At 36.7% G+C, this 21,248-nt stretch carries 16 protein-coding genes, 8 tRNA genes and 2 rRNA genes; all 26 read left to right on the top strand.

Features of this window, described 5'->3' with window-relative positions:
- The first annotated feature begins 20 nt into the window (after positions 1-20).
- The 26 genes from pth (at position 21) to MUA37_RS11825 (ending at position 21,167) form a co-directional block, all read left to right on the top strand.
- Positions 21-593: an aminoacyl-tRNA hydrolase gene (gene pth, locus MUA37_RS11950; RefSeq protein WP_107374089.1), complete on the top strand. Its 573-nt coding sequence runs from the start codon at positions 21-23 to the stop codon at positions 591-593.
- Positions 590-4,102: a transcription-repair coupling factor gene (mfd, locus tag MUA37_RS11945; protein ID WP_262624635.1), complete on the top strand. Its 3,513-nt coding sequence runs from the start codon at positions 590-592 to the stop codon at positions 4,100-4,102. Before pth ends, mfd begins: the two co-directional genes overlap by 4 nt.
- Positions 4,092-5,618: a polysaccharide biosynthesis protein gene (locus MUA37_RS11940; protein WP_262624634.1), complete on the top strand. Its 1,527-nt coding sequence runs from the start codon at positions 4,092-4,094 to the stop codon at positions 5,616-5,618. Before mfd ends, MUA37_RS11940 begins: the two co-directional genes overlap by 11 nt.
- Positions 5,618-6,817, top strand: coding sequence for a MazG nucleotide pyrophosphohydrolase domain-containing protein (locus tag MUA37_RS11935; RefSeq protein WP_103388836.1), 1,200 nt, complete (start codon positions 5,618-5,620; stop codon positions 6,815-6,817). Before MUA37_RS11940 ends, MUA37_RS11935 begins: the two co-directional genes overlap by 1 nt.
- Positions 6,804-7,067 (top strand): RNA-binding S4 domain-containing protein, encoded by a 264-nt coding sequence (locus tag MUA37_RS11930; protein WP_002509808.1) that lies wholly within the window; start codon positions 6,804-6,806, stop codon positions 7,065-7,067. Before MUA37_RS11935 ends, MUA37_RS11930 begins: the two co-directional genes overlap by 14 nt.
- A 17-nt stretch (positions 7,068-7,084) precedes the next feature.
- Entirely contained in the window at positions 7,085-7,483 is a 399-nt protein-coding gene (locus MUA37_RS11925) for an FtsB family cell division protein (RefSeq protein ID WP_002509809.1), read from the top strand.
- Between the two features lie 97 nt (positions 7,484-7,580).
- The gene (locus MUA37_RS11920) at positions 7,581-7,982 is read left to right on the top strand and encodes a S1 domain-containing RNA-binding protein (protein WP_002509810.1); all 402 of its coding nucleotides are present in this window, start codon (positions 7,581-7,583) and stop codon (positions 7,980-7,982) included.
- A 163-nt stretch (positions 7,983-8,145) separates the two neighbouring features.
- Positions 8,146-9,441, top strand: a complete 1,296-nt coding sequence (tilS, locus tag MUA37_RS11915) for a tRNA lysidine(34) synthetase TilS (RefSeq protein ID WP_262615139.1) — start codon at positions 8,146-8,148, stop codon at positions 9,439-9,441.
- The gene (hpt, locus tag MUA37_RS11910) at positions 9,434-9,973 is read left to right on the top strand and encodes a hypoxanthine phosphoribosyltransferase (RefSeq protein WP_002509812.1); all 540 of its coding nucleotides are present in this window, start codon (positions 9,434-9,436) and stop codon (positions 9,971-9,973) included. The genes tilS and hpt overlap by 8 nt, the downstream gene beginning before the upstream one ends.
- 256 nt (positions 9,974-10,229) lie before the next feature.
- Complete coding sequence (gene ftsH, locus MUA37_RS11905) at positions 10,230-12,323, top strand: ATP-dependent zinc metalloprotease FtsH (RefSeq protein ID WP_021459058.1); 2,094 nt, start codon at positions 10,230-10,232, stop codon at positions 12,321-12,323.
- Between the two features lie 213 nt (positions 12,324-12,536).
- A complete protein-coding gene (hslO, locus tag MUA37_RS11900) occupies positions 12,537-13,406 on the top strand; it encodes an Hsp33 family molecular chaperone HslO (RefSeq protein ID WP_002509814.1) in 870 nt (289 codons plus the stop codon).
- A 174-nt stretch (positions 13,407-13,580) separates the two neighbouring features.
- Positions 13,581-14,513: a cysteine synthase A gene (gene cysK, locus MUA37_RS11895; RefSeq protein ID WP_002509815.1), complete on the top strand. Its 933-nt coding sequence runs from the start codon at positions 13,581-13,583 to the stop codon at positions 14,511-14,513.
- A 198-nt stretch (positions 14,514-14,711) separates the two neighbouring features.
- Positions 14,712-15,515, top strand: a complete 804-nt coding sequence (gene folP / locus MUA37_RS11890) for a dihydropteroate synthase (protein WP_112369444.1) — start codon at positions 14,712-14,714, stop codon at positions 15,513-15,515.
- Positions 15,493-15,858 (top strand): dihydroneopterin aldolase, encoded by a 366-nt coding sequence (folB, locus tag MUA37_RS11885; RefSeq protein ID WP_002509817.1) that lies wholly within the window; start codon positions 15,493-15,495, stop codon positions 15,856-15,858. Before folP ends, folB begins: the two co-directional genes overlap by 23 nt.
- Positions 15,858-16,337, top strand: a complete 480-nt coding sequence (gene folK / locus MUA37_RS11880) for a 2-amino-4-hydroxy-6-hydroxymethyldihydropteridine diphosphokinase (protein ID WP_002509818.1) — start codon at positions 15,858-15,860, stop codon at positions 16,335-16,337. Before folB ends, folK begins: the two co-directional genes overlap by 1 nt.
- 353 nt (positions 16,338-16,690) lie before the next feature.
- Positions 16,691-18,178, top strand: coding sequence for a lysine--tRNA ligase (lysS, locus tag MUA37_RS11875; RefSeq protein ID WP_002509819.1), 1,488 nt, complete (start codon positions 16,691-16,693; stop codon positions 18,176-18,178).
- Positions 18,179-18,634: 456 nt separating this feature from the next.
- Positions 18,635-18,749, top strand: a 5S ribosomal RNA gene (rrf, locus tag MUA37_RS11870).
- A 12-nt stretch (positions 18,750-18,761) separates the two neighbouring features.
- Positions 18,762-18,837 (top strand) — tRNA-Val (locus MUA37_RS11865).
- Between the two features lie 6 nt (positions 18,838-18,843).
- Positions 18,844-18,919, top strand: a tRNA-Thr gene (locus MUA37_RS11860).
- Positions 18,920-18,925: 6 nt separating this feature from the next.
- Positions 18,926-18,998 (top strand) — tRNA-Lys (locus tag MUA37_RS11855).
- A gap of 24 nt (positions 18,999-19,022) precedes the next feature.
- Positions 19,023-19,097 (top strand) — tRNA-Gly (locus tag MUA37_RS11850).
- Between the two features lie 13 nt (positions 19,098-19,110).
- Positions 19,111-19,199 (top strand) — tRNA-Leu (locus tag MUA37_RS11845).
- A 12-nt stretch (positions 19,200-19,211) separates the two neighbouring features.
- Positions 19,212-19,288: transfer RNA gene (locus MUA37_RS11840), tRNA-Arg, on the top strand.
- Between the two features lie 21 nt (positions 19,289-19,309).
- Positions 19,310-19,383 (top strand) — tRNA-Pro (locus tag MUA37_RS11835).
- Positions 19,384-19,396: 13 nt separating this feature from the next.
- Positions 19,397-19,472: transfer RNA gene (locus MUA37_RS11830), tRNA-Ala, on the top strand.
- Positions 19,473-19,614: 142 nt separating this feature from the next.
- Positions 19,615-21,167 (top strand): 16S ribosomal RNA (locus tag MUA37_RS11825).
- Positions 21,168-21,248: the final 81 nt, after the last annotated feature.

The raw sequence follows: 21,248 nt of genomic DNA, 5'->3' as shown, positions 1-21,248 counted from the left end.
CAGTAAATGGAGGAAATACAATGAAATGTATTGTTGGCCTTGGCAACATAGGGAAGCGCTTTGAATCAACTCGGCACAATATTGGATTTGAAGTGATTGATTATATGTTATCACAACATAACTTCACATTAGATAAACAAAAGTTTAAAGGTGCATATACGATCGAACGTATTGGTCAAGAGAAAGTGATGTTTATAGAACCTTTAACGATGATGAATTTATCGGGGGAAGCAGTGGCACCATTGATGGATTACTATAATATAGCAGTAGAAGACTTAATTGTTTTGTATGATGATTTAGACTTACCACAAGGTGAGATTCGCTTGCGACAAAAAGGAAGTGCGGGTGGTCATAACGGTATGAAATCTATTATTCACATGTTAGGCACAGATCAGTTTAAACGTATTCGAATTGGAGTTGATCGACCAAGTAACGGAATGGCTATAGTTGATTATGTGTTGCAAAAATTTTCCAAAACGGAAAGGGTAATTATGGATAAAGTAATAGACCATTCAGCACGAGCAGTAGAAGCGTTTATTGAGACATCTCGCTTTGATAATGTGATGAATGAATATAATGGTGAAATAAAGTGAAATCAATAATTACAGACTATATTAACAATGACAAACGTTACCAAGAATTAAACGAAGTATTTGGTGAAGATAATATCTTAGTGACAGGATTATCAGCGTCTGCAAAAGCAACAATTATTGCAGAAAAGTTTTTGCAAAGTAGTAAACAGCTCTTAATTGTGACTAATAATTTATATCAAGCTGATAAACTAGAAACAGATTTATTACAATTTGTGCCTGCTAATGATATTTATAAATATCCAATGCAAGATATTATGACAGAAGAATTTTCAACACAAAGCCCTCAATTTATGAGTGAGCGTGTCCGAACTTTAACGGCACTGGCTCAAAATCAGAGAGGCTTATTTATCGTTCCATTAAATGGCTTGAAAAAATGGTTGACACCTGTAGATATGTGGAAAGCACATCAGCTTACGTTACAAGTTGGTGATGATATTGATGTCGATGCATTTTTAACAAAGTTAGTTAATATGGGATATCGCCGTGAAAGTGTTGTATCAAACCTTGGAGAATTTTCTTTGCGTGGGGGCATTATAGATGTGTATCCATTAATTGGGGAACCCGTACGTATCGAATTATTTGATACGGAAGTCGACTCAATTAGAGATTTTGATGTTGAAACACAACGTTCTAACGAAAATATAGAGCAAATACACATTACGACTGCTAGCGACTATATTATTACAGATGAAGTATTACAACATACTAAGGAACAGTTGCAAAAAGCATATGAAGAAACAAGACCTAAAATTGATAAATCAGTAAGAAATGATTTAAAAGAAACATATGAAAGTTTTAAATTATTTGAAGATACTCATTTTGACCATCAAGTATTGCGACGCTTAGTTGCATTCATGTATGAACAACCTGCAACAATCGTAGACTATTTCCAAGAAGATGCAATCATTGCTGTCGATGAATACAATAGAATAAAAGAAACAGAACAAACTTTAACAACTGAAGCCGATGAGTTTACGCAAAATTTAATAGAAAGTGGTAAAGGTTTTATCGGCCAAACATTCGTCAGTTACGATAATTTTGAATCACATTTGAATGTATTCAATGTTGCTTACTTCACTTTATTTACTGCGACTATGCCTGTGAAACTAAATCATATTATTAAATTCTCTTGTAAACCTGTGCAACAATACTATGGTCAATACGATATTATGCGCTCAGAATTTCAACGTTTCATCCAAAATGATTATACTATTGTCATTTTAGCTGAAACTGAAGTGAAAAAAGAAAGAATACAGTCTATGTTAAGTGAAATGCATATACCTACGTTCATAGATGGTCCTAATAATGACATTGAAGGTGGCTGCGCAGTAATTACTGAAGGTAGCCTATCAGAAGGTTTTGAATTACCTTATATGCAATTGGTTGTAGTAACTGAACGTGAATTGTTTAAGTCTAAACAAAAGAAAAAGCGCAAGCAACAGAAAACAATATCAAATGCTGAAAAAATTAAATCATATCAAGATTTAAAAGTTAGCGACTACGTGGTACATGTGCATCACGGAGTAGGACGCTATTTAGGTGTAGAAACACTTGAAGTTGGAGGCGTGCACAAAGACTATATCAAGCTACAGTATAAGGGTACTGACCAATTGTTTGTACCTGTTGACCAAATGGATCAAGTACAAAAATACGTTGCCTCTGAAGATAAATCACCTAAATTAAATAAATTAGGTGGAACTGAATGGAAAAAAACTAAAGCAAAAGTACAACAAAGTGTTGAAGATATTGCGGATGAGTTAATTACTTTATATAAAGAACGTGAAATGTCAGTTGGTTATCAATATGGTCCAGATACTGCTGAGCAAAATGATTTTGAATTAGATTTCCCATACGAGTTAACAGCGGACCAAGCGAAGTCTATCACAGAAATCAAACAAGATATGGAACAACAACGACCTATGGATAGGCTGCTATGCGGTGATGTGGGTTACGGTAAGACAGAAGTAGCTGTACGAGCTGCATTTAAAGCAATCTACGAAGGCAAACAAGTCGCGTTTTTAGTGCCGACGACCATTTTAGCTCAACAACATTACGAAACATTAATTGAACGAATGCAAGATTTTCCTATAGACATTGAACTGATTAGTCGTTTTAGAACAACGAAGGAAATTAAAGAAACTAAAGAAGGATTAAAATCCGGAAAAGTAGATATTGTCGTTGGAACACATAAGTTATTAGGTAAAGATATTAGTTATAAAGATTTAGGGTTACTTATCGTAGATGAAGAACAACGTTTTGGTGTACGCCATAAAGAACGTATTAAATCTTTAAAAACAAATGTTGATGTTCTAACACTTACGGCAACACCTATCCCACGAACGTTGCATATGAGTATGTTAGGTGTACGTGATTTATCTGTTATTGAAACGCCACCGGAAAATAGATTTCCTGTACAAACGTATGTGCTAGAACAAAATACGAATTTTATAAAAGAAGCATTGGAACGTGAAATATCACGTGAGGGCCAAGTGTTCTATTTGTATAACAAAGTTCAGTCTATCTATGAAAAGCGTGAACAGTTGCAAATGTTGTTGCCAGATGCGAATATTGGCGTGGCACATGGTCAAATGACTGAGCGTGATTTGGAAGAAACTATGTTAGGTTTTATTAACCATGAATATGATGTGTTAGTGACAACAACGATTATTGAAACAGGCGTTGATGTACCGAATGCTAATACTTTAATTATAGAAGAGGCTGATCGTTTTGGTTTAAGTCAGCTTTATCAATTACGTGGTAGAGTAGGCCGTTCTAGTCGTATAGGCTATGCATATTTCTTACATCCAACGAATAAAGTTTTAACGGAAACCGCAGAAGAAAGATTACAAGCTATCAAAGAATTTACAGAGCTTGGTTCTGGATTTAAAATTGCGATGCGTGATTTAAATATTCGTGGTGCTGGTAATTTACTAGGTAAGCAACAGCATGGGTTCATTGATTCTGTAGGCTTTGACTTATATTCACAAATGTTAGAAGAGGCAGTTAATGAAAAACGTGGTATCCAACCTGAAACCGAAGAAGCGCCAGAAGTAGAAATAGAACTGAATATAGATGCTTATTTACCGGCAGAGTATATTCAAAATGAACAAGCAAAAATTGAAATCTATAAAAAACTACGGAAGATTGAAAGCGAAGCGCAGTTAATAGATGTTAAAGATGAATTGTTGGATCGTTTCAATGAATATCCGATTGAAGTCGAACGCTTATTAGATATGATGGAGATTAAAGTACATGCATTACATGTAGGTGTGACTTCAATTAAAGATAAAGGAAAACAGATAGAAATTTATCTGTCGGAAAAAGCGACACAAGATATCAATGGCGAAACATTATTTAAACAAACGCAACCATTAGGTCGTGCAATGAAAGTCGGCGTACAAGATGGTAAAATGAAAGTAACATTAACTAAAGCGAAGCAATGGTTTGAAAACTTGAAATTTTTAGCGAAATGTTTAGAAGAAAGTATGGTAATAGAGGATGCGAATTAAAACTAATACAGCGTTTAACGGTGTGGTTATTCTGACAATCGCCTTAATTATGGTGAAAATACTAAGTGCTATTTATCGGGTGCCATACCAAAATGTATTAGGAGATGCTGGATTATATGCCTATCAACAAGTGTATCCGCTTGTGGCATTGGGTGTCATTTTGTCGATGAATGCTATTCCTAGTGCAGTGACACAAACGTTGGGGAATGATAGACAGCATGGTGTCTACACTAAGGTATATCTACGATTACAATGGTGCAGCGTGGCTTTGTTTTTAATCGTTTGCCTAGGCGCACAGTGGATAGCACAGCTAATGGGTGACAGCAATTTGGCGCCGATGTTACGTACAGCTAGTATTAGTTTCTTATTTATAGCAATATTAGGTGTATTACGAGGATATTATCAAAGCCAACAACAAATGAATATTCCAGCAATATCACAAGTGCTAGAACAAGTAATACGTGTCGCAATTATTATGGTGGCTATTGTGCTGTACAGTAATTACAATTGGTCAATTTATGCATCGGGTGCGTTAGCTATTGCAGGCTCTGCTTTGGGATTTTTAGTCGCTAGTCTCTTTTTATTGCAACAGAAACCATTTAAATTTCAACAAACAACACAAACCATAGCATGGCGACAGTTATCATTAGCGATTATTGTATTTGCGGTGAGTCATTTGATTGTCATTTTATGGCAAATTATTGATAGCTTTACAATGATACATGCATTGCAACTCCAAGGATTAAGCTTTGAGAATGCCATCATGCTTAAAGGCGTATTTGATCGAGGTGCATCATTTATTCAGATGGGTTTAATTGTGACGACAACGTTTTGTTTTGTACTTATTCCTTTATTAACGGATGCTAAAAAACAAGAGCAGACCGTATTGATGAATCGTTATGCCAATGTGTCTCTTAAAATTACAATGGTAATTAGTACAGCGGCAGGCATTGGATTAATCAATTTACTGCCAGTTATGAATCGTGTATTTTTTGAAAATGATAGCCAAACAGCAACGCTGATCGTTTATATGTTGACGGTTATTTGTGTCTCTTTAATTATGATGGAAATGTCATTATTACAAGTTGTAAATAATGAAAAAATAGTATTTATCGGCTGTGCGGTGGGCATGATTACGAAGGGGATATTAAATATTATCCTCATACCTCAAATAGGTTTACTAGGAGGGAGTTGTGCCACTGTGCTATCTCTCGTCGTGACAGTACTCATTTTACAAAGACAGGTATTGAAACATTACCACATTCGCAACTTAAAAATATTTAGCATCAAATTAACGATTGCGATGGTAGTGATGTCATGCGTTGTCCAACTTTGTTTATGGTTGATACCTTCTACAGGACGACTTAGTGGATTAATCGAGTTACTAATTGCTGCTGTGGTCGGTGTAGTAACCTTGATTAGTGCTATAATATGGATGAAAATACTTAAATATCGAGAATTAAAACATTTGCCGTTTGGAGACAAAATTTATCACATTAAGAGAGGGCGACACTGATGAGTCATAAAATCACAATCGTAGGCTTAGGAAATTATGGTATTGATGAGCTACCGTTAGGTGTTTATCGTTTTTTACAACAACAACAGCAAGTATATACTCGTACTTTAGATCATCCAGTCATTACAGAATTACAAGCAGAACTTCAGTTTGAAAGTTTTGATAATATATATGAAACTTACGAGTCATTTGAAGCCGTGTATGATCATATTGTCAATCATTTAATAGAAGCGGCTAAACATACTGATATCGTCTACACAGTTCCTGGACATCCTCGGGTGGCAGAAACGACAACGACTAAATTGTTTGAACTGACAAAAGATAGCACAGACATTGAAGTAGAGGTTCTAGGGGGTAAAAGTTTTATTGACGATGTATTTAATGCGGTAAATGTGGACCCTAATGATGGCTTCACTTTATTAGATGCTACAGCGATTCATACAGCACAGCTAAATATAAGAACACATACTTTAATTACACAAGTCTATAGCGCCCTAATTGCTGGTGAACTCAAAGTGACATTAATGGAACGCTATCCTGATGAACAAATGGTCTATATTGTTGATGGTGCACAAGGTAGCCAAGCACGTGTTATCGAAACACCTTTATTCGAATTAGACCACTATAGCGATATTTATAGTAATGTGACGAGCGTTTTTATTCCTATAGTTGAAAACGAGCAAGCATTTTATAATGATTTTGCTTTCGCGACACAAGTTATCGATCGTTTAGTTGATGATGAAGTAGGTTGTCCGTGGGATAACAAACAAACACATACATCACTAAAACGTTATTTAATCGAAGAATCTTTTGAGTTGTTCGAAGCGATAGATAATGAAGATGATTGGCATATTGTAGAAGAATTGGGCGATATTTTACTACAAGTATTCTTGCATTCAAGTATTGGTAAAAAAGCAGGCTACTTCGATATAGATGAAGTACTATCTAGTGTGACTGCTAAAATGATACGTCGACATCCTCATGTGTTCGGAGATGAGCAAGCAGAAAATATTGAAGAGTTAAAAGAAATTTGGTCTACAGCTAAAGCTAAAGAAGGTAAAGAAACTCGTGTGAAGTTTGAAAAAGTATTTGCAGACCATTTCTTAAAATTATATGATGAAACCAAAGCAATGGCGCTCGATGAAACGCAATTAAAACAATATTTAGTACAAGGAGGAACCGACAATGAGATTAGATAAATATCTCAAAGTGTCACGTTTAGTAAAACGTCGTACTTTAGCTAAAGAAATTAGCGATCAAGGTCGAATTACCGTTAATGGTAGTGTAGCTAAGGCCGGTACAGATGTTAAAGTTGATGATGAATTAGTAATTCGTTTTGGTCAAAAAATCATCACGATAAAAGTTACTGGTCTCAGTGAACATGCGACAAAAGAAAATGCGAAAGGCATGTTCGAATTACTTAAAGAAGAACGTGTGAATGATAATTAATTAGGAGGTGACAAGCGATGGGAAAAAAAGTAGAAAATATAGGCAATACCTATACTTCTGACAAAAACCAACAGAAAAAAAAGCAACAAATGCGCCGTCGCGTAGTACGCAAACGTATCACCTTATTTGGTGGTATTTTATTAGCTATTATTTTAATTCTCGTTGTTATGCTTGTCACTCAAACAAAAAGTAACGAGGAAGCTTCAATAGAACGACAAGATAAACAAGAAAGATACCAAAAGCAGCAAGATGAAGAGCTCGCACTTAAAGAAGAATTAAATAATTTAAATGATAAAAGTTATATTGAAAAAGTAGCACGTGATGATTATTATTTAAGTAACGATGGTGAAGTTATTTTTAAATTACCTGGTGATAAATCTAAACAAGAAGATAAAGCATCTAAACAAGATAAATAAAAAAATATTTATTTAATTTAAATACCATTGTTAAATTATAGAAACAAGCATATAATAAGGTTAAAATCGAATCTAATCGGGAGGATTTATTTACAATATGTCAATCGAAGTAGGAAACAAGCTTAAAGGTAAAGTCACTGGTATTAAAAAGTTTGGCGCATTTGTCGAGCTTCCTGAAGGTAAAAGTGGCTTAGTTCACATAAGTGAAGTTGCAGATAATTATGTTGAGAATGTTGAAGATCATTTATCTGTTGGGGATGAAGTTGAAGTAAAGGTACTTACAATTGCTGACGACGGCAAAATTAGTCTCTCTATTAAAAAAGCAAAAGATCGTCCACGTAGACCACAACAAAGTAAACCAAGTCAAAAACAGGTACAATCTAAACCAGAAGATTTTGAAAAGAAATTAAATAATTTCTTAAAAGATAGTGAAGATAAATTAACATCCATAAAACGTCAAACAGAATCTAGACGCGGTGGCAGAGGTTCAAGACGTTAATATAAAGGTTGATTGTTGTTCTGACTAAAGTGTACGTTGCTGTATCTGGCAATAACAACCACAGACTGTTTTCTGTTAGATAGAAAACAGTCTGTTTTTATTGTAGGTTCAAATTTACACTTGAATTGCACAAGTAATATATCATAGTTTTGGAGGTGTTGAGTTGGAACTTAATACAGAGAGTTGGTCAACAGCAGATCATATTGTGTTAGCTGTCTCAACAGGTATAGATAGTATGGTATTGTTGCATGCACTAACAACAACATTTGCAGATAGTTACAAACAGTTAACATGCCTCCATGTCAATCATGATATAAGGGAAGCATCTACGGATGAAATGCATTTTATTCAACGCTATTGTGAGCAGCATCATATCAACTTATTTACTACGACACTTGATTTATCAACGTTGATGGCACAAGGAAAAAGCATTGAACATGAAGCACGTACGCTAAGATATAGTTGGTTTGATGCGCAGATGCATCAACTTGGCGCGGATGTCTTATTGACAGCACACCATCAAGACGACCAAATAGAAACAATTTTTTATCGCTTGATGACAGGAAAATCCACAAGAAGCGGCTTAGGTATGGCATCAGTTAGTTATCGCAATGGCTATAAAATAGCACGCCCCTTACTTGAAGTAACTAAAGCGGATATTAAAGCTGTACAAAAGAAATATGAGATACCATTTTTTGAAGACGTTACAAATCATGATAATAAATATGTACGTAATGATATTCGCAATCGTATATTACCTACCATCGAAGAAAATACCCACTTATCAACGCAACACCTATTAAAATTAAAAACTTGGCACGATGAACAACGAGAAATACTACATAAGCAGGCACGTTCATTTGTGGCTGAACATGGTAATTACAGCACCACGAAATTAACACTTGCACGAGAACCATTTAATAACTTACAGTATTCATTGAAAGTCTCTGTACTTGATAACGTATTGAATGACATGGATGCACTTTTTGGTTTTGCCGAAAAAACATATATTGAATGGTTTCGACAACTTGCGAGTAGTGTAGCGCAAGCAACATTATTTTCTACGGATAAATGGATAATTCACATTGCATATGATAAATTTATAATAATGGCAAAAGATAATCAGATCTTGAGGACAATGCAAATTTCACAGGAAGGTCACTATCGTTTTGGTCATTATCAAATTCATATTCATGAGACTTTACCTTCCGAAGAATACCCACTGACAATCCGAACTCGGAAACCAGGTGATCGTTATCAATTAAGTGGTCAACAAGGGCATAAAAAGGTGAATAGACTTTTTATTGATCGTAAAGTAGTGGACGCGGAGAGGGATCAGACTCCAATAGTAATAAACGCACAAAATGAGATTATTGCAGTTGGCACTTTGTATAAAGCAGAATACATTCAAAATTCAATTTTGATAAAATTTATGGGAGATGAAAGAGACAATGCATGAGGATTTAAAAGAAGTATTACTCAGTGAAGACGATATTCAAGAGATTTGTCGTGATTTAGGAGCTAAATTAACAGCAGATTACCAAGGGAAACCATTAGTTTGTATTGGTATTTTAAAAGGTTCAGTTATGTTTATGGCTGACTTAATTAAGCGTATTGATACACACCTAGCTATCGATTTCATGGATGTATCTAGTTACCATGGGGGCACTGAATCTACTGGGGAAGTAAAAATTTTAAAAGATTTAAGCTCATCAATAGAAGGTAAAGATGTCGTTATTTTAGAAGATATTTTAGAAACAGGAACAACATTAAAGTCAATTACAGAACTATTGGAATCACGTCGCGTCAACTCATTAGAAATTGTTACGTTATTAGATAAGCCTAACCGTCGTAAAGCCAACATCGAAGCTAAATACGTTGGTAAGAAGATTCCAGATGAATTTGTTGTAGGATATGGCCTAGATTATGGAGAACATTATCGTAACTTGCCTTACATTGGTACATTAAAACCAGAAGTTTATTCAAAATAAGGCAATAACGTTTCATCATAAATCATATTGTTATATACTATAAATTCCACCCGATTTATTTAAGTAATTAAAAGTTGGTGTTTTATTTTTTACATAGTATAAAATAAATGAACTATTTAACAATGAATTTAGAATAAATAACAAGGAAAACAACGGGATTGAAAGCGCAACGCAAAAGGTGAAATACTAGCCTACCATTTAAGTGTTGTGTTACAATTTTTGTTAGTTTTATTATTGAAGTAGGAGGAAACAACGCATGCAGAAAGCCTTTCGCAATGTGCTAGTTATCGCAATTATTGGCGTTATAATTTTTGGCTTATTTTCATGGTTAAATGGAAATGGCAATATGCCAAAACAGCTTACTTATAACCAATTTGTTGAAAAATTAGATAAAGGTGACTTAAAATCACTTGAAATTCAACCTGAACAAAGTGTTTATATGGTAAGTGGTAAAACTAAAAATGATGAAGATTATTCTTCAACTATTTTATATAACAACGACAAAGAATTACAAAAAATAACTGATACAGCACAAAAACAAGATAACTTGAAATTTACAGTTAAAGAAGAAGAAAAACAAAGTGTATTTGTCAGCATATTAACAACACTGATTCCAGTATTAATTATTGCACTACTGTTTATATTCTTCTTAAGCCAAGCCCAAGGTGGCGGTGGCGGCGGTCGTATGATGAACTTTGGTAAATCTAAAGCTAAAATGTACGATAGCCAGAAAAAACGTGTTCGCTTCTCTGACGTAGCTGGTGCAGATGAAGAAAAACAAGAATTAGTGGAAATTGTGGACTTCTTAAAAGACAATAAGCAATTCAAACAAATGGGTTCACGTATACCTAAAGGTGTTCTTTTAGTTGGTCCTCCAGGTACTGGTAAAACATTACTTGCACGTGCAGTTGCAGGTGAAGCAGGTACGCCATTCTTCTCTATCAGTGGTTCTGACTTCGTAGAAATGTTTGTCGGTGTCGGTGCGAGCCGTGTACGTGACTTATTCGAAAATGCTAAGAAAAATGCACCATGTATTATTTTCATTGATGAAATTGATGCTGTAGGTCGTCAACGTGGTGCTGGTGTTGGTGGCGGTCATGACGAACGTGAACAAACACTAAACCAATTACTTGTTGAAATGGATGGCTTTGGTGAAAACGAAGGTATCATTATGATAGCTGCGACAAACAGACCAGACATTCTAGACCCTGCATTATTACGACCAGGTCGTTTTGACCGACAAATTCAAGTGGGTCGTCCAGATGTTAAAGGTCGTGAAGCAATCTTACATGTACATGCGAAAAATAAACCACTTGATGAAACAGTTGACTTAAAAGCAATATCACAAAGAACACCAGGCTTCTCAGGTGCCGATTTGGAAAACTTACTAAATGAAGCATCATTAGTTGCTGTGCGTGAAGGTAAGAAGAAAATCGATATGCGTGACATTGAAGAAGCAACAGACCGTGTAATTGCCGGTCCTGCTAAAAAATCACGTGTTATTTCAGAAAAAGAACGCAATATTGTCGCACATCACGAAGCGGGTCATACTATTATAGGTATGGTACTAGACGAAGCTGAAGTTGTGCATAAGGTGACAATTGTACCACGTGGCCAAGCAGGTGGTTATGCAATGATGTTACCTAAACAAGATCGTTTCTTAATGACTGAACCTGAATTACTCGATAAAATTTGTGGTCTACTCGGTGGACGTGTTTCAGAAGATATTAACTTTGGTGAAGTATCAACAGGTGCTTCAAACGACTTTGAACGTGCAACACATATTGCTCGTCAGATGGTTACAGAGTATGGTATGAGTGAAAAATTAGGTCCACTTCAATTTTCAAGTGGTAGCGGTGGTCAAGTATTCTTAGGCAAAGATATGCAAGGTGATCCAGAATACTCCGGTCAAATCGCTTATGAAATTGATAAAGAGGTACAACGTATTGTTAAAGAGCAATATGCACGAGCTAAAGACATTTTATTAGAACATAAAAAACAATTAGTTTTAATTGCTGAAACATTATTAACAGAAGAAACATTAGTTGCTGAACAAATCAAATCATTATTTAACGATGGCGTACTACCAGAAGTTAATTACGACGATGCTAAAGTTGTCGACAAAACTGATTCTGAATTTAAAGAAGGCAAGTATGGTAAATCTTACGATGAAATTCGTAAAGAACAAGATTTAGATACAGATGACAGCGACGATACACAAGAAAATCACTCAACGGATGATGACACTGACGATAATACTTCACAAGAAGATACTGGCCATGAACAAGCGCCAAATATCGATAAGCCAAGCAATCCAAGTGATCCAAATGATCCTAGCACCAGAAATTAATCACTGTAAAATAAAAACTCTTTCCGCTATATTGAAATAGTGGAAAGAGTTTTTTGATGTAATAAAAGCTACATTGTGTCAGACAAATATTTAGCAATTTTTAGCTATTCCCATTAGAATATATGGAATGAAAAGTTATTTCACGAAATCATGTTGATGATTGATCAATTAAGGATATGATATAACTATAAACACAAAAAGGAGAATAGAGTAATGACGAAGGATTATATTATTAAAGCACTTGCATTTGATGGTCAAATTAGAGCATACAGTGCATTGACAACAGAGGCAGTGCAAGAAGCGCAAACAAGACATTATACTTGGCCGACAGCTTCAGCTGCCCTAGGCCGTACCATGACTGCTACATTAATGATGGGTGCAATGTTAAAAGGTGAGCAAAAATTAACAGTAACTTTAGATGGGCAAGGACCAGTAGGTAAAGTGATTGCAGATGCAGATGCAGAAGGTAATGTTAGAGGTTATGTGACTCAACCACAAACACATTTTCCATTAAATAGTGTCGGCAAATTAGATGTCAGTAGAGCAGTTGGTACCAATGGTTCGCTAACAGTAGTTAAAGATATCGGTATGAAAGATTACTTCTCCGGTTCAAGTCCAATTGTCTCTGGAGAAGTAGGTGACGATTTCACTTATTATTTTGCTAAAAGTGAACAAGTACCATCATCAGTAGGTTTAGGTGTGTTGGTAAATCCAGATAATACAATTAAAGCTTCTGGGGGCTTTATTATTCAAGTAATGCCAGGAGCACAAGAAGAAACAATTGCACAATTAGAAGAAGCAATCAACAACATGACTCCAGTTTCACAATTGATTGATCAAGGCACTTCAGCAGAAGGATTATTATACGAAATTTTAGGCGAAGAGAATGTCCAAATTTTAGAAGAATTACCGGCACAGTTTGAATGTAATTGTGGTCATGATAAGTTCTTAAACGCTATTAAAGGATTAGGGGAAGCAGAAATCAAAGATATGATTGAAAAAGATCACGGCGCTGAAGCTGAATGTCATTTTTGTCGTAACAAATATCAATTTAGTGAAGCAGAGTTACAAGCATTAATATAAAAAATCGAAAGTTATCGTGTAAATTTATTTTCTATAGTTATAAAAATAAATATTTTCACAGAAATAAACGCTTATAGTTGTATTTACAGAAAAATCTGATAAAATAAAAGATATCCGAGAGAAAAAGTAAGTTTTATTTCCAACTTAAACTTTTATTAAAAGGAGCATTTTTTTATGACAAACAACAGATTCGAAAATATTGTAGACGTAATAGGTAATACACCCGTAGTTAAATTAAATAGAGTAACAGATGAAAATGCTGCAGATGTATACGTAAAATTAGAATATCAAAACCCAGGTGGCTCTGTTAAAGACCGTATTGCATTAGCAATGATTGAAAAAGCTGAAAAAGACGGTAAAATCAAACCAGGGGACACTATTGTAGAACCAACAAGTGGTAATACTGGAATTGGTTTAGCATTTGTTTGTGCTGCTAAAGGTTATAATGCAGTTTTCACTATGCCAGAAACAATGAGTCAGGAACGCCGTAACTTATTAAAAGCATACGGTGCAGAAGTAGTATTGACTCCAGGTGCTGAAGCGATGAAAGGTGCTATTAAAAAAGCTAAAGAACTAAAAGAAGAAAAAGGTTACTTCGAGCCACAACAATTCGAAAACCCTGCTAACCCAGAAGTACATGAATTAACAACAGGTCCAGAGTTAGTTAATCAATTCGAAGGTAAATCAATCGATGCATTCTTAGCTGGTGTTGGTACAGGCGGTACGCTAAGTGGTGTTGGTAAAGTGCTAAAAGAAACTTACCCTGATGTTCAAATTGTCGCAATTGAACCAGAAGATTCACCAGTACTTAGCGGTGGCGAACCAGGACCACATAAATTACAAGGTTTAGGTGCAGGTTTCGTACCAGACACTCTAAATACTGAAGTATATGACGACATTATTAAAGTAGCTAACGAAACAGCTATGGATATGTCACGTCGTGTAGCTAAAGAAGAAGGTATCTTAGGCGGTATTTCATCTGGAGCTGCTATAGTAGCTGCATTAGAAAAAGCCAAAGAATTAGGTAAAGGCAAAACAGTTGTAACAGTATTACCAAGTAATGGTGAGCGTTACCTATCAACACCGTTATATTCATTTGATAATTAATAATATAATATATAACAATTTACATTTACCGAGCGCATTTATTGTGCTCGGTTTCTTTGTGATTATACATAACAACAATAAGCTGAATAAGGTTCAATTATTTAAGCTCTTACTACTGAAAAAAATAGAAAATCGCGTTATTATTAATAATGTATATAATCTGCCAATATAGAATTTATAAGTGAAAAGGAGAGCATCATGGGACAAACTAAGATTATGGGGATACTTAACGTCACACCAGATTCATTTTCTGATGGTGGCAAATACAATACAGTTGAAAATGCAGTTCAACGCGCAACAGAAATGATAGACGAAGGCGTAGATATTATTGATATCGGAGGTATATCTACACGTCCAGGATATGAAGAAATTAGCATTGAAGAAGAATTGGAACGTGTAGTGCCAGTAGTTAAAGCTTTAGCACCATATGATGTTCAATTGTCTATCGATACTTATCGTAGTGAAGTTGCTGAGGCTGCTATGAAATTAGGCGCAACAATGATTAATGATCAATGGGCGGGCCTATACGATGAAAAAATGATTGATGTTGTAGCTAAATATGAATGTGAAATTGTACTTATGCATAATGGTGATGGTCATAGAACAGAGCCAGTCATGGATGAAATGCTAGTGTCTCTCTTAAAACAAGCAAATAAAGCAGAGATGGCAGGAATACCAAAACATAAAATTTGGTTAGATCCAGGTATTGGTTTTGCTAAAACACGAGAAGAAGAAAATGAAGTGATGGCACGACTAGATGAATTGGTAGCGACAGAGTATCCGATACTATTAGCAACAAGCAGAAAAAGATTTATCAAAGAAATGATAGGACATGATACAGAACCATTAGAACGTGATGAAGCGACTGCAGCAACGACTGCATATGGTATAATGAAAGGCGTTCAAGGAGTAAGGGTACATAACGTGCAACTAAACTCTAGGATTAGTCACAGTTTAAATTTTTTAAAGGAGAATGAGTATGCACGACACAATCTTTCTTAATGGACTGAAATTTTACGGGTACCATGGAGCACTAGCTGCAGAAAATGAAATCGGACAAATATTTATTGTCGATATTACACTAAAGGTTGATTTGACAGAAGCGGGACATTCTGATGATGTGGCTGACACAGTACATTATGGTGAAGTATTTGAAGATGTGAAAGCAATTATGGAAGGTACAGCAGTAAATTTGTTAGAGCATCTAGCAGAACGTATTGCAAAACGTATAAATTCACACTATAATCGTGTAATGGAAACGAAAGTCAGAATCACTAAAGAAAACCCACCAATTCCAGGTCACTATGATGGAGTGGGAATCGAAATAGTGAGGGAGAATGACTAATGACATATGCATATTTAGGTTTAGGTAGTAATGTAGGCGACCGATTATCACAATTAGAGCAAGCGATAGAGATTTTAGACCATACAGAAAACATTAACGTGACACAAGTATCCCCGGTTTATGAAACAGAACCAGTAGGTTACGTAGAACAACCACAATTTTTAAATTTATGCATAGAAGTAGAAACATCATTAACACCGAAAATGTTATTACAAAAATGCTTACAAACAGAACATCAATTACATCGTGTAAGAGATATACGCTGGGGTCCGAGAACGTTGGATGTAGATATTTTACTTTATGGTGATGACATTATAGAGGAAGCGGATCTTGTTATACCTCATCCTAGGATGTTTGAACGTGCGTTTGTTTTAATTCCATTAAATGATATAGCGGGTGCGTATAAAGAACCACGTTCACACAAAACTATTGAAGAATTAGTCATCCCAGATGACTCAGTAAAGAAGTATAAAGCGTAAGCTTGCACAAAATGTCTAGATAATACTAGCATTGATGTTGTAATGAATGATAAGTAGAAAACATTAGTACCCGTCGATGAATTGATGAAAATTACATTACGCAGCAACTATTAAAAGTAGAAATTACTTTATTACATTTGCATCGTTTAGTAAAATTAAAAGGTGAAAAGTTGGCGTCATAGTATAATGTAAAAATGCCTGTTGGTATCTAAAGGATCTAGATGATAACAAAAGCACAAAAAAAGCACAAAAAAAGCTAAACCAATTAGAAACAGAGCTAGCAATGATTAATGTACTAGAAGCGTGTCAAACAGAACAAAAGTAGAACAAGAAGCATAAAGGAGAGAAAGTAAATGTCAGAAGAATTGAATGACCAAATGCAGGTGCGTCGCCAAAAACTACAAGAGTTATACGATTTAGGAATTGATCCATTCGGAAAACGTTTTGACCGTACTGCGGAAGCAGACCAACTCCATCATGATTGGGATGCCTTTACTAAAGATGAGTTACATGACAAAGAAGAAGAAAGTCAAGTGGTTATTGCAGGACGCATAATGACTAAAAGAGGTAAAGGTAAAGCTGGCTTTGCCCATGTACAAGATTTATCAGGTCAAATTCAAATATACGTACGTAAAGACCAAGTAGGAGAAGATCAATTTGCAATATGGAATTCATCTGATCTAGGTGATATCGTTGGTGTCGACGGTGTAATGTTTAAAACAAATACAGGTGAACTTTCAGTTAAAGCAAAATCATTCACATTACTAACAAAATCATTACGTCCATTGCCAGATAAATTCCACGGCTTACAAGATATCGAACAACGTTATCGTCAACGTTATTTAGATTTAATTACCAACCAAGAAAGTACACAAACATTCATCAACCGCAGTAAAATTTTACAAGAAATGCGTAACTACTTAAATAAACAAGGATTCTTAGAAGTAGAAACACCAATGTTACATCAAATCGCTGGAGGTGCAGCAGCTAGACCATTCGTAACACACCACAATGCTCTAGATGTTACATTATATATGCGTATAGCAATTGAACTACATTTGAAACGTTTAATTGTTGGTGGTTTAGAAAAAGTATATGAAATTGGGCGTGTGTTTAGAAACGAAGGCGTATCAACGCGTCACAACCCTGAATTTACGATGATAGAATTATATGAGGCATACGCAGATTATAAAGATATCATGGACTTGACTGAATCTATGGTAAGAGAAATTGCAAACAATGTATTTGGAAGTGCGAAAGTACAATATGGTGAAGACACAATAGATTTAGAGTCCCCATGGAAACGTGTGCACATGGTAGATGCAGTGAAAGAGACTACTGGTGTCAATTTCTATGAAGTAGAAACAGATGAAGAAGCTAAAAACCTAGCAAAAGAACATGGCATTGAAATTACAGATAATATGAAATATGGACATATTTTAAATGAATTTTTCGAACAAAAAGTCGAAGAAACATTGATGCAACCAACATTCGTATATGGTCATCCTATTGAAATTTCTCCATTGGCGAAAAAGAATCCAGAAGATCCACGTTATACAGATCGTTTTGAATTATTTATCGTTGGTAGAGAACACGCAAATGCCTTTACAGAACTAAATGATCCAATCGATCAACGTGAACGCTTTGAAGCACAATTAGTCGAAAAAGAAGAAGGTAATGATGAAGCGCATGAAATGGATGAAGACTTTATCGAAGCATTAGAATATGGTATGCCGCCAACAGGTGGTTTAGGTATTGGTATTGATAGATTGGTTATGTTGTTAACTAATTCAGCGTCTATCAGAGACGTATTACTGTTCCCAACAATGAAACAAAAATAAAATAGTCGCTTAACAAAGCCATCATCTATGTGTGTTATAAATAGATGATGGCTTTTTGTTTGCATTCATTTTACAAATATAGTATTAATATTTTAAATAGAAAATGAAGTAATAAGAAACTTTAAAAGAATATTGTATGAATAAAATATAAAATTAATCTTAAAAAACAGTAGAAATGAATAGATTTCTGTGATAGACTTAATCAAGTCGAGTTGAGGAAACACTACTCAACACAGTAATTGTGAGTCTTAACTATTAAGAACAACAATTAATAAAAAAAGTGAAAAAGTGATTGACACTTTGTAGAAAATGAAGTAATATATAAAAGTCGTCAAAAACAACTTGCTTCGAAAAATGATTTTGTAAATGAAATGTTAAAAACATTTTAATGAAGTGTAAAATTGACTATTGCAAGTGATTGCAAAACAATGTATTATTTAAAAGGTAAGTTAATTGTCTGGTGGCAATGCCAAAGAGGTCACACCTGTTCCCATGCCGAACACAGAAGTTAAGCTCTTTAGCGCCGATGGTAGTTGGATTTACATCCCGCTAGAGTAGGACGTTACCAGGCGAATACATACACGGAGAATTAGCTCAGCTGGGAGAGCATCTGCCTTACAAGCAGAGGGTCGGCGGTTCGAACCCGTCATTCTCCACCATTTTTAGCCGGCCTAGCTCAACTGGTAGAGCAACTGACTTGTAATCAGTAGGTTGGGGGTTCAAGTCCTCTGGCCGGCACCATCTCATGAGCCATTAGCTCAGTTGGTAGAGCATCTGACTTTTAATCAGAGGGTCAGAGGTTCGAATCCTCTATGGCTCATCAAGATTTTAATTTAATATATTTGCAGAAGTAGTTCAGCGGTAGAATACAACCTTGCCAAGGTTGGGGTCGCGGGTTCGAATCCCGTCTTCTGCTCCATTTATTTGATAGTGCCGGGGTGGCGGAACTGGCAGACGCACAGGACTTAAAATCCTGCGATAAGTGATTATCGTACCGGTTCGATTCCGGTCCTCGGCACCATCTTTTAATTTAGCGCCCGTAGCTCAACTGGATAGAGCGTTTGACTACGGATCAAGAGGTTATGGGTTCGACTCCTATCGGGCGCGCCATTATTATTTTACAACTATATACGGGAAGTAGCTCAGCTTGGTAGAGCACTTGGTTTGGGACCAAGGGGTCGCAGGTTCGAATCCTGTCTTCCCGACTCTTTTAAAAATGGGGGCTTAGCTCAGATGGGAGAGCGCCTGCTTTGCACGCAGGAGGTCAGCGGTTCGATCCCGCTAGTCTCCACCATTATTTAATAAAGATATGAACATTGAAAACTGAATCGCAATATGTCAACTTTAATTCCAAACGCAACGACAAGATCGTTGGTTTAAACGTGTTAGAGATAACACACAATTAGTATTTATGAGCTAATCAAACATCATAATTTTTTATGGAGAGTTTGATCCTGGCTCAGGATGAACGCTGGCGGCGTGCCTAATACATGCAAGTCGAGCGAACAGATAAGGAGCTTGCTCCTTTGACGTTAGCGGCGGACGGGTGAGTAACACGTGGGTAACCTACCTATAAGACTGGAATAACTCCGGGAAACCGGGGCTAATGCCGGATAACATTTAGAACCGCATGGTTCTAAAGTGAAAGATGGTTTTGCTATCACTTATAGATGGACCCGCGCCGTATTAGCTAGTTGGTAAGGTAACGGCTTACCAAGGCAACGATACGTAGCCGACCTGAGAGGGTGATCGGCCACACTGGAACTGAGACACGGTCCAGACTCCTACGGGAGGCAGCAGTAGGGAATCTTCCGCAATGGGCGAAAGCCTGACGGAGCAACGCCGCGTGAGTGATGAAGGGTTTCGGCTCGTAAAACTCTGTTATTAGGGAAGAACAAACGTGTAAGTAACTGTGCACGTCTTGACGGTACCTAATCAGAAAGCCACGGCTAACTACGTGCCAGCAGCCGCGGTAATACGTAGGTGGCAAGCGTTATCCGGAATTATTGGGCGTAAAGCGCGCGTAGGCGGTTTCTTAAGTCTGATGTGAAAGCCCACGGCTCAACCGTGGAGGGTCATTGGAAACTGGGAGACTTGAGTGCAGAAGAGGAAAGTGGAATTCCATGTGTAGCGGTGAAATGCGCAGAGATATGGAGGAACACCAGTGGCGAAGGCGACTTTCTGGTCTGTAACTGACGCTGATGTGCGAAAGCGTGGGGATCAAACAGGATTAGATACCCTGGTAGTCCACGCCGTAAACGATGAGTGCTAAGTGTTAGGGGGTTTCCGCCCCTTAGTGCTGCAGCTAACGCATTAAGCACTCCGCCTGGGGAGTACGACCGCAAGGTTGAAACTCAAAGGAATTGACGGGGACCCGCACAAGCGGTGGAGCATGTGGTTTAATTCGAAGCAACGCGAAGAACCTTACCAAATCTTGACATCCTTTGACCACTCTAGAGATAGAGTTTTCCCCTTCGGGGGACAAAGTGACAGGTGGTGCATGGTTGTCGTCAGCTCGTGTCGTGAGATGTTGGGTTAAGTCCCGCAACGAGCGCAACCCTTAAACTTAGTTGCCAGCATTTAGTTGGGCACTCTAGGTTGACTGCCGGTGACAAACCGGAGGAAGGTGGGGATGACGTCAAATCATCATGCCCCTTATGATTTGGGCTACACACGTGCTACAATGGACAATACAAAGGGCAGCTAAACCGCGAGGTCATGCAAATCCCATAAAGTTGTTCTCAGTTCGGATTGTAGTCTGCAACTCGACTACATGAAGCTGGAATCGCTAGTAATCGTAGATCAGCATGCTACGGTGAATACGTTCCCGGGTCTTGTACACACCGCCCGTCACACCACGAGAGTTTGTAACACCCGAAGCCGGTGGAGTAACCATTTATGGAGCTAGCCGTCGAAGGTGGGACAAATGATTGGGGTGAAGTCGTAACAAGGTAGCCGTATCGGAAGGTGCGGCTGGATCACCTCCTTTCTAAGGATATATTCGGAACAACTTCTACGAAGTTGAAAAAGGAATAACATTGACATATTGTATTCAGTTTTGAATGCTCAT

This window comes from Staphylococcus arlettae (genome assembly GCF_025560845.1).
In the GTDB taxonomy this organism is placed as follows: domain Bacteria; phylum Bacillota; class Bacilli; order Staphylococcales; family Staphylococcaceae; genus Staphylococcus; species Staphylococcus arlettae.
This window is presented reverse-complemented; position numbering and strand designations above follow the sequence as displayed.